The following is a 12,258-nucleotide window of genomic DNA, read 5'->3' as shown; positions in this document are numbered from 1 at the left end:
GGTTAAAGTGTCGCAATTCATGCCAAAGACTTAAGTGGATATCAGGCTTTTTCGGGATAATTTCAGATAAGCGACGCATCGAATGAGTTACTTACGGGGCTGTATACAGTAGGTATGTTTTCGTCATCGTCGTCTTCATGATCGAAAGGCTGGTCACCATATTGAAACAGCCAAACTTGCGTTTTTCCTTCGACCCATTTCAAAAAAAAGACTCCACCCTCATCATCTTCCGCAAAGGGTAAAGTTTCAGGGCCTAAATACTTAGAATATACGTTAGTAGCCCACCATATATTGAGGCAACCTACTAATTTATATACATTAGTGATAGATTACTTTACGTCCACGCCCTGAAGAGTGGAAGTATCTAATTATGTAAGGAAGCAAAATGAAATTATCAACTTATGGCATGTGGGAAAATCCTCGCCTTGATTTAGTGAATGCTCTTTTTAAAGATTTAGAGCTTAATTGTAGTATGGAACAAATTGATAAAGCTTTACTTGAACCTGTGATAACTAAAATTATTGATACATCCTATAGCTATCAACAAAAACTGCAAATAGAACAACCTCAACTTAGCTTAAAAGAAAAAACTCTAGCCACTTATAAGGTAGCCTTATTCACAATGTTATCAACTTTAGCGGAATCGTTGGACCGACCTGAAGAACCGTTATACCCTTATGTCGAAAAATTTATTTCTGAATCCTTGGCTTTGTCTAACCAAAATATTGATTATTTAATGCAGTTGGCAACAATAAGTAGGCAAATCAAAATAAATGGAGTTACCGAGCTTTATGGGGATAATTTTTCTATGTCTTATCCCATATTAGCGCAAACATTACCTTTTAATGATGTTCAATTAATTGAAAAAGCGACAAATGCAGTAACGGAGGCAATTCATAAGGATTGTCCTACTGAAATTTATCCAATAATGGCAGAACATATAAAATATATGAATGAAATTACTGCTCAAAAATTGGCTGACCCGCAATTTGCAGAAAAGTTCAAAATTGAAACAGGTATGACAATGGAAGAGTTTAAATCTCAAATACGATTGAGTAAATTCAAAGAAATACCGTCAGTAAGTTTGGTAGGGCACTTTAAAATGACAAGCCAAAAAGAAACAGTTAAGGAAAAACCAGCTACAACTTTCTCAGGCCCCTAGTCAGACTATATACTTAACCTCGTTTTGCCAAAGTAAACGAGGTTAAGTATAATAAGGAAAAAATATCAATCTTGGTATCCGCATTAAATAGTGAATTGAAATTAAACAACAAACGGCCCTTTTCGTCAGAATCCCGGCCGACCCTCTATTTGTGAAAAAATGAGAAAATTTCTCGTCAATGCTCAAAAACAAAATATCAATTAGGCAAATAATTAATTCAATTGATCCAATTTAAATCTAATTTAATGTTTAAGTGACTTGGCTGTTTCATTGCTCCCCAGAGGCCTTCCTTAACATAAAGCCTATTAGGTTTTTTGTGCTGAATTATTGGTATTATTAGGGGTTTGGAGTCCTCACGACCGAAAACGTACGTTAAGCAAAAATATAGTTTTAATTAAGAACAAATTTGATTTATTTATGTTTTTCGAAGGTATAAAAATCTCATAAGCCAGTTGATTTGTTGTGTTTTAATCACCTATAAATCATGGGGTTAGTGCTTAGCGTACGTTTTCGGTCGTGAGGACTCCAACCCCCTTATTAGATAATTTTTTTGCTGACTATATTGACGATATAATTTTTGATTGAGCTTTTTGTTCGAGCTTTCAGAACTGTTTTCTCTTATATGATCATTTTCATCCAGTTTTATTCCTTTTATAAATTTTATTGAGCTCAAATACTTGGATTATCTTTATATCTATAGCATAGCAAAAATCCAAACAAACATAGAAATAGTCCAGAAATTAGAAATACTATATCTGAATACATTTGTTCCGTGGATGATACTCTTTGAATCACGTGATGTAATTGTAGGATGGAATGGTCGATTATCCCTTCCACTATATTAAATACGCCCCACCCCAAAAGTAATAGACCAATAAAATAAGAGCCATTTTTCCTTTCTCCACTATTATTGAGGCCCTTCCAAAGAAAAAAGATTCCAAGTAAAGTTACAAGCCAGGTAAACGCATGGAACATGCCATCCCAAAACATATTTATCTCAACATTAACCAAAGTATTTGGAAAATAAATATTTGAAACCATGTTGTGTACTTGCAAAATTTGATGAAAAAGTATGCCATCAAAGAAACCGCCTAAACCCACTCCTAATAAGAATCCCGCTACCGTTAAAGGATTTTTGTTATTCATTTATTTAGTCCCTAAAAAGATAATTTTTTATAAAAACACCATGATATAATAAAAATGCAATTAGTAAGAAAATAAAAAATGGTAATGCAGTTAGTAGTAGATTATAAAAAAAATCTTGATTGAAAATTCCTCTATGAACCTCCTTCCCTGTTCCTGACAAACAAATAGGACATGCCTTAATAATAGATAATTGAAATGTGTATAAAAAAAACCCTATAATTAATTTTTTCATATCTTTCCATAAACCTAAAATTTTACTATTTTTATATATTTATAATGGTATATATATACTATAAAAAAACAATAATTCCTCTTAAATAACCGTGCAACCGCTGGATAGATAAAATATCATAGTAAATCTGATGTTGTTTGGATTTATCTGTAACATATCGACATCTTTTGAGATAAGCTTTAAGAGATAGATATTGCCATTGACCTATCCCCCAAAAATAACACCATGACATTGATGAGATTTCCATTAAAAATGCAAGATTGGAGACCTCAAGATGAAAAAACGTTATACAGAAGAGCAAATCATCAAAGCGATTAAAGCCCATGAAGCTGTTACAAAAGTTGAGGATATATGCCGAGATTACAGTATTTCCTCGGGCACTTTTTACAATTGGCGAAGCAAGTATTCAGGGCTTGAGGTAAATGAAGCTAAACGGCTTCGAGAGCTTGAATCTGAGAATAATAAACTAAAGCGACTATTAGCTGACAAGCTTTTGGAATTAGAGGCGATGAAGGATGTGCTATCAAAAAAGTGGTAAAGCCAGCTGAAAGAAAGCCTATTGTCCAGCACCTCCTATTTCACTTTAAACTCAGTGAGCGTGTGGCCTGTAAGCTGGCAGGGCTGAGCCGCTCACTCAATTATATGCCGCCTGTTGAATACGCTAAGCAGGTAGCATAAGCTAATAAATCTCATCGAAAAAGTGGTACTAATTCGGGGGAAAGGTCACAGTTTCTCTGATAGTCTAACGTCAACACAAGAATACTGTTTAAAAACATGGCAAATACTTTTCATAAGTCCATTCAAGTTGAAGATAATTTTTTTGATTTAGGTGGCGACTCCTTAATTGCTTAATAAATTATAACCAATCTAAGAAAGCATTATTCCATTCCTCTTTCACTAACCTGTTATTTGAGTGCCCAACTATTTTGTCCCTTTCTGTGAAAATAGATGGACTCCTAAAACAGCATTCGCCCACAAAATTAATCCTTAATTACTCCAAACCTTAAACAAATTGACTACCGGAACTCACCCTACTTCTCTTTTCTTAGTTCACCCTGTCGGTGGATCGGTTTTTTGGTATCAACATTAGCAAACAACTTGAAGAAAAATACACAGTCTTTGGCACACAAGATCTAACCTTGAGGAAGATCAATTTAAATTTCAGAACATTGAAGAAATGGCTGCATTTATTTACAAGCGATCTCATCTATCTATCAGGGCAATCACTTTTGCGGTTAAGTACCGAAATTTCAAAATTATCGAATTATCGAATTATCGAATTATCGAATTATCGAATTATCGAATTATCGAATTATCGAATTATCGAATTATCGAATAGTTTTCGTTCTTTAACTCTTTTTGCTAGTATCTGCTCTTAAATTAAGGCTGCGCGGCAGATATTTCCGATACAGATCGTTATGGGACTAAGATTGTTAAATACAATAATAACTAAATATAAATAAACATTGTATATATTTTTTACATCATTGCGCAAGTGCCAAAGCTAAGGCTCATTGGCTGATACCAGGAATCATATAATAAAAAATATTAAAGATTTTCCTGTGTAATGATATTCAGATGTCGGCAAAATCAACGGTCTTTAGTTCCATGCGTAAACGAGAAGAATTGGACCATATCTTTAACTTGTTGCAAACTTATTTTGGCATTGATTAAATCCAATCGAACCTGTGTCGTCGTTTGCTCTCGCTGATTTACCAAAAAAAGGTTGCTATCCCCTTCATGAAACTTTTTAATTTCACCGTGCTCTACCTTTCTTGCCAAGCGCAAAGAATGAGAAAGTAGATTAATTTGCTGGGTGTACATTCTGATGGCGATAAAAAGATTGGCTAATTGATTACTTAATTTTTCATAGATAAATTTTCTTTTGGTTTTTATTTGTTGAAGCTCGCTGGTTGTACTTAGGAGTTTTCCTTTTGCTTCGCGCTGGCAAAGCGGAAATTTAAAAGAAATACCAACCAGTCCAGCTTGTGGGACTAATCTTGGATAGCCTCCACTCCCATATTGTTTGGAGGTATAGGCCATCGCATCTAAGTTAGGTAATAAATCATTACGAGCTAAATTTTGTTTCATTTTAATGATTCGGTAATAACTTTCCATTTTACGAAGTTCTGGATGATCTTTTAATCTGTCAAAAATGGTGGATGTTTTAATGCTTTTATCGGTTATTAGATGGGGTAGTTGGGAGGTTTTGGGTTTTAATCTTCGCCCCTTCTCATCCCGATAATAAATTGAAAGATTTATCGCTGCTTGCTCCAGCATCATCTCACCTTGATTAACAAATTGCTGGCGTTGGATCATCATTTGCAAATTTTCGGCTATCGCAAGTTTTGCTAACTCGCCTTGGTTTGCTTGTCTTGTAATAGCTTTCTGTCTCTTTTTTGCCAAAGAGAGCAAATGCCTAAAAGTGTTTAATTGAAATCCAGCTTCAACCCATCGCCAATAAGCTTGAATGGCTTCTTGATATATTTTTATTTTCGTTGAAGCGGCATTTTGATTGTTTAGATGAATTGTTTCAGCTTGGGTAAACAGAGCGGTTCTTTCTTTATCAACCGCTCTATTTCGAAGCAAAGGAAAGGACAAACCCACACGATATTCACCACCAGAATTAGTGAGATAATTTTGGTAATATATAGGCCAATCACCTCGTCCAATCCGATATCCACCAAATAATTTCAACCCATTTTTTAGTGTGGGTACTACTAATTCGTTATCTATATGCGTATTAACGTAGCCACCAAAGGGCTGAGAGCGACTGTTAATGTTTAAGCTGGGGTCAAATTTGCCGAGCGCACTGATATAATCTCCTTGAGCTTTGCTTACTTCTAAATAAGCAATAATCACTTGCGGATAAAAGTGATCGACTTTCTCAAGGATATCGGCCAACTTCAATTCTTGGCTAACCATGGAAAAGCTGTTAGAGGAGCTCAATACAAGCAACATTAGAAATATCGGACTAATAAAAACCCTATAGTTTCTAATTAAATAATTGATCATAACTTCCTGTACTCACTATCGCTTTCAGGAGGGAACCCATTGAATTGACGCCAAAGCTCATACCATAATGGCACTCTTCCTAATTGAACCCAGCCATGAACTAATACACCCTGTCTTAAAAATCGAATATTAGGCCAAGGTTCGTTTGGAACAATGACCGCCCGAAACAGGCCCTGACCATTATCTGTAGGATCTATAAATGCAACGGTGCCCCCAAAAGTTCCTACAGCAATTTCAGGCCATCCACGAAATTGAATGGCCGGCCAGCCCTCAAATTGTAGCTGAGCTTTCTGATTCAATCGAACAAAAGGGATATCATTACCATCAATCCAAAGTTCCACAGCTCGTGACTTAGTATCAGGGATAATTTGCGCTAAAATTTGTCCAGCACTCACAACGACACTCTGTTCACCCGTCAACCGCTTAAAAATAGTGCCAGCCACGTGCGCTTTTATCACTTGGGTTTGTTGTCGGGCAATTCGTATATCAATGTTCACCTTATCGATATTAGCTTGCGCGAGATCGTTTTGATATTTTGCATACTCTATCTGTGCAAGTTCGTACTGGCGCTTTGAGTTTATGCCCTCGTTATACAACCTCTTTTGTCTATCTACATTTGATTTTCCTGCCGCTATAGCTTGTTTTGCTGCTTCTATTCTAAGCAGGGTTGCTTGTTTTTCGAGCTCTAAGCGGGATAAAAGTTCAGGGTCGTTATCCGATACATCAACGATTGGCTCACCTGCTTTGATTGTCATACCTTCATCGACATACCATTTTTTTATACGTCCGCTAATGGGCGAATTGACCGTGTGTAATCGTTCTGTCGGCGAATACGCTATAACCTTGCCATTGCCTAATGCAAATTGTTGCCACGGAGTGAATAAAAGGATAAGCACAACGCCTAAAAAAATAGGTAAGGTAATGAATAGGACTACTCGGGGTTTAGGTAATTTTTTTAGAATTGCATAGGAATAAAGTTTCATAAATTCACACTGGAAAAGTGAGAGGATAATGTCCAATCGGATCGTTTACTTAATATAATTAAAAGAGTGCCTTCTAAACTTTGTAATAAGACTAATACCTCTTGAAGGGCCTGTGAGTCGAATAAGTCAAGGCTCCTATCGATAACTAAGAGCTGTGGTTTTAAGAAAAAAGCCCGGGCTATCATGAGTTTTGTCAGCTCAACTTCAGTAAACACGCTTTGCCAATCATAGATCACGGTATGAAGGTCTTCAGGAAGCTTTCTAATTTTATCAATTAACTGTAAACGTTCGAGTAAAGCATAAACTTCTCTGTTTGCAATACTTTTGTGACTTAGAAAAAGATTGTCATAGATGCTGCCTGCGAACCACTGAATACCAGTAATGAGGAGGCTATGATGACGAAGGGGGATAAGATGCTGACTTTCACAGGGGATCCCATTGATGTCGATCTGCAAAAGATTATGTTTTGCGAAACCAAATAATTCCTCAACAAGATGATGACATAATTCAGAGCTGTCTGTTTTGATGATGATTGGGCAGTTAAACGATACTATTGCTTCATGGTTGGCATTAAATCGTAATCGAACATGGTCTAATGAAGAAAGAAAACTGAGAGATTTTTTTTCTTTTTCAATAGGTAGATTCAGAAGTGCGCTGATTTTGTCAGAAGATGCCCTCAAGTCGTAGTAGTTTTCCAATAATGCTCCGAATCGTTTGAATGCATAGATGAACAATCCAAGTACTATCTCAGAGGCAACCAACTGACCAAGACTTAATTCGTTATTGATAACAAGATACCCTCCTAAACCTAAGAGAATACTAGTTGCAAAGGCCGATAAGATATAAAAACCAGCTTGCTGCTTGATGAGTTCTTTAAAATGCTGATTTCTGACTTTTAGGAATTCGACTAGTCTGCGATCGGTTTCGCGAAGGACGAATTGATCATAACTATTAAATTTAAATAAAAAACGGTTAATTAGAATTTCTTCAAGCCAAGTGCCAATCTTGTGTTTTTTATCACATTCCTTTTTTGCTGTATCCACGGCTTTGCCGAAAGGAAGAAAAACAATCAGTAGAACGCTTATGACAATAAATCCATCAAAAATAATAAAAAGAGGATGATAGGCTAGGAGCAAAATTAAACCAAAAAACACTTGTAGTCCCAGATTGATGCCATAAATTAACAGGCTAGCAAGGGATTTTTTTATAGTCACAATTTCAAAAAAGCGATTAACTAATTCAGGCCCATAATGGGTGGAAAAATTTTTCAATGATAAGTGGGCAAGTTGAGTGGTTAAATTCAAACTCACTTTTACCATCAACTTCTGCTGGATTGTTTCGATGATAATCAACTGCCATACACTCAGTGCTCCTAAACTGGCCATTAAGATGAATACCATTAGACTTAAAGTAAAGACAGGCTGTAATAATTTGCCGAAAGCAATTAAATTAACCAATGTCTGGGCAGCAATGGGAACAATCAGTGACAAAATACTGACCAGCACACTAATAATGACAATCGAGAGAATGGTTGACCTGTCCAATACTTCTGCTGTGAGAGAAACTTCCTTCGTCATTATTTCTGTCCTCACCTAGTTATGTACCTAGCTCAAATAAAAAATCATTAAATCATTAATATTTAGGTTTTTTCAATAAAAAAACTCACGCGACTCTATTGCTTTACTAGAATTACTATTTTTAGCAAACAAATACCAATATCATTTAAATGAGGATAAAAAATCGAAATCCAAGCGCTCAAGGTTCTAATTTCAAAGTTGAATTGAAGTTCAATATCCTATTAGGAACGCAAGTTTTTGATTTAAAAAAAAACGGATTTCAAAATAGGGTCTACTATAATATTATTAAAAATTGTCCTTCGCTACGGAGTTATTATGTCTCAAGGTGATAAATCTAAATATACTGATAAACAAAAACGAAAAGCTGAACATATTGAAAAAGGATATGAGAAAAAAGGGGTATCTAAAAAAGAAGCAGAAGAACGTGCTTGGCGTACTGTAAATAAACAAGATGGTGGCGGCAAAAGAAATTAATAAATCAAGCATTTAGACTTAGATATTCATATTATCTAATCTCGGTTTTTTAAACATAGAAAGAAAGAAAAATACATATAAGATAATTTATTTTTCCTATTAATTATACAACCGATCATTATCAGTTAATTGGTCAGCCTCCTTGCTGATTTCCTAGCGCGCTTTTTTGAAATAAAATTTCCTTATAAAATTAATTTACAATGAGCAAATTAATTTCAGTTTAAAATTTTAATTTAAGTTAAAAGCTCTTCTTTTCTTTAATATTCATTTGAAAATATTATCTATTAGCCATTATTAATTTCATTAATTATGAAAAAAATTTAATGAATTTTTTGCAAATAAAATCATTCTATTTGTCCTTTCTTTTATTACAATAATAAAAAAAAGCTTTAGGTCCAGGATTCCTTTCTTATAATTTTACCGTCATTCCCATATATAAACAGATTCTTTTTTTCACGCTGACTCATAGTGCGTGCGGCTTTAATAGCCTCTTGCTGATCTTTGAAACGAAAAGTCTCCAATCCGTTTTCTTGAATAACATCCCACCCCTTTAAATTAGGACGAACATGATAATCTCTTTCCATAGAATTCTCTCCTTATTAGCAAAAACCGAATTCCATATTTATAAATATTAATATAAATTTAGCCTAATTTTATATTATCATTATCATTATAAAAAATAAATTTTATTGGTTAAGAAAATGAGGTAAAACTGGTACTTACTGAAATAAATAAATAAATTTAAGTTTTCTTATTAAATCGGCTCATTAAATCGATAACAAGATAACTTAACGAGATAAAAACCAAATAATACTATCTTTCCTCTAAAAATAAATCTCCATAATTTTATGGTATTTATTTTTTAATGATATCGCTCTAAACTCATTGCTATCCTTCTAGTAAATGCAGCAATAGATTCAAGTTAATAATACCTATCTCTATAGAGCATAGCAGCTAATGATTTGATAAATTTCTAGAACTTAAACCTTACAAATTCCCTATTCTCTGGCCATCGGTTACTTTTTAAAATGCTTAGATTGCTTTCTATGATTTCTTAGAGGTGGACGCTTTGCCTAGATACTGACGCTTTTAAAGCAATTTAATATCGCTTCTTGTGAAGAGGGATCTATAAGTTTCAATATTGCTCCAAACTTGAAAAGGCGCTTTGTTTAGCGAATGACAGTATAAATCTAAAGAGTAAAAAAAGTTTGAGTTTTAAACTTCCTTAGAATATTGCGTATCTTGTAGGAATCCCTTTTTCCAAGCTCTTTACAAGACTTTTTAAAGCGTATCTTGAAAAATATTACACTTTTCAAGTAGCCATCTATCGACTTTTATAATTAAAGCTATCTTAATTATACAGTATTAATTTATAGCTATAACCTGGTTTTTTATTTTCGACACGCTTTATCGCGTTCATCATCACTTAATTGGGCCAATGGTTTAAAATCATCCATAATTCGCATTCCATCTAAAAAGACGAACTCTATCCCTTTTGCCGATTTTATTATTACGTAATAATCGTTGCCAAGATCAAGCTTACTCGACATCTTGTTTATTAAAGATGAACAACGCCAATAACACTTAATATTCTCTAAAGCTTTTGTTGCTAAATTAATGTGCGTGCTAATTGAGGCCTTACTACTATGTGGTATCAAAAAATTCTTGAAGAATTAATTCTTAAAATTAATGAAGAGCAACAAAAACAAGCAAAGGAATTTTTGGCGCTTTTTTTTAAAGGACTCCAACAGTGTGCTCAAGAATCCATTCCGCCGCTGGTCCTTTTTGGCCTTATTGATAAGATGTATAAAAAATATAGCTCTCAAGAAGAGGGAAGCGTTGAACTCACTTCCTTTGCAAGAGATCTGACTGGCTTGTCCATAATCCTTATGAAAGCAGCGTTTGATCCCGCAATTTGGACTGAGGACTTTTCTTATCTTCGACAATCGGCAATACAATCAGCTCTTGGCCTCAACACCTCCTCAAAAGCTAAGCCTAAAACGAAGGTCTTAAAATCAAGAGAAATTGACGACTGGGGCGATGATGAACTACCTCCTACTATTGAGGAGGTTTCAGGGTTTTTGTCTCAACTTGAATTTTTGGAAATAAAAACCCTCCAGGCTTGGAAATATAATTTAACGGTTGATTTTGATCATCTTTTATCGATTCTAATAAGCAATCATTCTGTTGTAGATCCCGCAATATTTATTCATTGTAAACAAGGTTTTACTGGTGTGAGTGAAGAATTTGACGAATTTATTTGCAAGCTTAGATTAATGCTCGCAGCTCGTGTCTATATTAAACAAGGTAATTTAGACATGTTGCAAAGGTTATTGCATCCCGATACCTATAATGATGATACCTTGAAATTACTCACGTTGCTCTGTCAAGAAACTCTCAAACCTGAAGTAATAAACCTATCTTTTCACACAGCAAAACATAAAAAGCATTTCCTTAAACATACTGAAGAAAATCTAACAAAAAGAGACGCTCTTTTTGTTCTTAACATTATTAATAAACATCTAAACAACAACAAGACTAGAAATGAACTTGCGCAATTGGCTCTAGAGCATGGTCAACATAAGATTGCTAACTATCTAAACCATGAAATTGAAGAGTTAGTCGAGCCTAGTAATGATCTAAATGGGGACTTGCCTCAGCTAGTATCTAGTGAAAACGAAGCTCAAGTACTATCTGCAATTCAGATCGATCAACTGTTAAAAAATCGCGCCAGATCCCCCACAATAAAAGCATTTCACGCCTGGGAAAACGCAAACTCTGAATTACTCACACAAATAGCAAAACAGCTTCCCTTTGAACAATTTTCCTCAATTGATTGGAATTCAATCACAGTAAACTCCTTATGTGAACTATTAGAAATTCCTAATCCACAACAACTCTTGTTAATCAATATAGTTGATACTCTCATTGATAACATCGAAACTAAAAATGGTGGACGTTGGACTTCCGGTATAAATTCTGAAAAAGTAACCGCTTTAAAAGCGATAATAACTGAAATCAAAGCAGAAAAAGGATTGTCAATCGAAGATAGCGTCCTGCAAACAAGTTATCTACAGGACATCATGGCAGTGTGTCACATAAAACGAAATCCTTGGCATTTTTGGGCGACTCCCAACAGTGTCACTGAATTTAAACATCTGCTCGAAGAAAATAACCTTGACCTCCCTGCAGCAGAAATGAGAGTGTTCATTTAATTGTGTCAACTCGTAATTATCAAAACCCCAGATTCAATCTATTCTCAAAATAAATAGGTAACTGGTAAATGATAGGCACCCAATTGTGCATGGGCTGATCCATTTTCCAATATTTTTTGGCAGCACAGTAAATAGGGGTTCAGGGCTTAAACCGCCAAATTTCCGTAAGCCTTTTTCAAAATATCATTAATCTTTTACAGGAAAATTAAAATAAGTATCTGTCGTGAGGGATGGCCTCTATACCAGAGGGAATCTAAAGCTTAATTATCGTATTGACCCCATTATCCTGAGGTAAGCCTCCATTCTCCATCGACAATGATAAATTTCTTGCTCAGTTCTTCTACGTTTTTAATTTCGATTTTAATATAATGTTTTAGCACTTCAGGATATTTTACCGTTAGTTCAAGAATTATCTTATGGGTAAAATCTTCTTTATTGGGATGATTCATTATGA

General features: G+C 34.7%; 10 protein-coding genes and 1 pseudogene. 4 read left to right on the top strand and 7 right to left on the bottom strand.

Features of this window, described 5'->3' with window-relative positions:
* Positions 1-385: 385 nt before the first annotated feature.
* The gene (locus Ldro_RS07310; RefSeq protein ID WP_058495744.1) at positions 386-1,162 is read left to right on the top strand and encodes a hypothetical protein; all 777 of its coding nucleotides are present in this window, start codon (positions 386-388) and stop codon (positions 1,160-1,162) included.
* A 669-nt stretch (positions 1,163-1,831) separates the two neighbouring features.
* Here Ldro_RS07310 and Ldro_RS07305 read toward each other — a convergent pair.
* Entirely contained in the window at positions 1,832-2,308 is a 477-nt protein-coding gene (locus tag Ldro_RS07305; protein WP_058495743.1) for a DUF2243 domain-containing protein, read from the bottom strand.
* A 506-nt stretch (positions 2,309-2,814) separates the two neighbouring features.
* On the opposite strand from Ldro_RS07305, the pseudogene Ldro_RS07295 reads away from it, so the two are divergent.
* Positions 2,815-3,173, top strand: a pseudogene (locus tag Ldro_RS07295) (transposase); the annotation flags it as partial.
* Between the two features lie 957 nt (positions 3,174-4,130).
* On the opposite strand, the gene Ldro_RS07290 reads toward Ldro_RS07295, so the two are convergent.
* The 3 genes from Ldro_RS07290 to Ldro_RS07280 are packed head-to-tail and all read right to left on the bottom strand — an operon-like array spanning position 4,131 to position 8,115.
* A complete protein-coding gene (locus Ldro_RS07290; RefSeq protein WP_058495740.1) occupies positions 4,131-5,555 on the bottom strand; it encodes a TolC family protein in 1,425 nt (474 codons plus the stop codon).
* Positions 5,552-6,538 (bottom strand): HlyD family secretion protein, encoded by a 987-nt coding sequence (locus Ldro_RS07285; protein WP_058495739.1) that lies wholly within the window; start codon positions 6,536-6,538, stop codon positions 5,552-5,554. Before Ldro_RS07285 ends, Ldro_RS07290 begins: the two co-directional genes overlap by 4 nt.
* Positions 6,535-8,115, bottom strand: a complete 1,581-nt coding sequence (locus tag Ldro_RS07280; RefSeq protein ID WP_058495738.1) for an ATP-binding cassette domain-containing protein — start codon at positions 8,113-8,115, stop codon at positions 6,535-6,537. Before Ldro_RS07280 ends, Ldro_RS07285 begins: the two co-directional genes overlap by 4 nt.
* 315 nt (positions 8,116-8,430) lie before the next feature.
* Here Ldro_RS07280 and Ldro_RS16545 point away from each other — a divergent pair, with 315 nt between their 5' ends.
* A complete protein-coding gene (locus tag Ldro_RS16545; protein ID WP_058495737.1) occupies positions 8,431-8,589 on the top strand; it encodes a hypothetical protein in 159 nt (52 codons plus the stop codon).
* Positions 8,590-8,978: 389 nt separating this feature from the next.
* Here Ldro_RS16545 and Ldro_RS07270 read toward each other — a convergent pair whose 3' ends face one another.
* Positions 8,979-9,173: a DUF2188 domain-containing protein gene (locus tag Ldro_RS07270; RefSeq protein WP_058495736.1), complete on the bottom strand. Its 195-nt coding sequence runs from the start codon at positions 9,171-9,173 to the stop codon at positions 8,979-8,981.
* A gap of 807 nt (positions 9,174-9,980) precedes the next feature.
* On the bottom strand, positions 9,981-10,139 hold the full coding sequence (locus Ldro_RS16310) for a hypothetical protein (RefSeq protein WP_157066470.1): 159 nt from the start codon (positions 10,137-10,139) through the stop codon (positions 9,981-9,983).
* Between the two features lie 96 nt (positions 10,140-10,235).
* Here Ldro_RS16310 and Ldro_RS07265 point away from each other — a divergent pair, with 96 nt between their 5' ends.
* On the top strand, positions 10,236-11,804 hold the full coding sequence (locus tag Ldro_RS07265) for a hypothetical protein (protein WP_058495735.1): 1,569 nt from the start codon (positions 10,236-10,238) through the stop codon (positions 11,802-11,804).
* 281 nt (positions 11,805-12,085) lie between these two features.
* Here the strand turns inward: Ldro_RS07265 and Ldro_RS16305 are convergent, their stop codons facing one another.
* Positions 12,086-12,253, bottom strand: coding sequence for a hypothetical protein (locus tag Ldro_RS16305; protein ID WP_157066469.1), 168 nt, complete (start codon positions 12,251-12,253; stop codon positions 12,086-12,088).
* Positions 12,254-12,258: the final 5 nt, after the last annotated feature.

Source organism: Legionella drozanskii LLAP-1 (assembly GCF_001467585.1).
GTDB classification, from domain to species: domain Bacteria; phylum Pseudomonadota; class Gammaproteobacteria; order Legionellales; family Legionellaceae; genus Tatlockia; species Tatlockia drozanskii.
The sequence above is the reverse complement of the archived record's forward strand: the minus strand, read 5'-3'. Positions and strand labels throughout refer to the sequence as shown.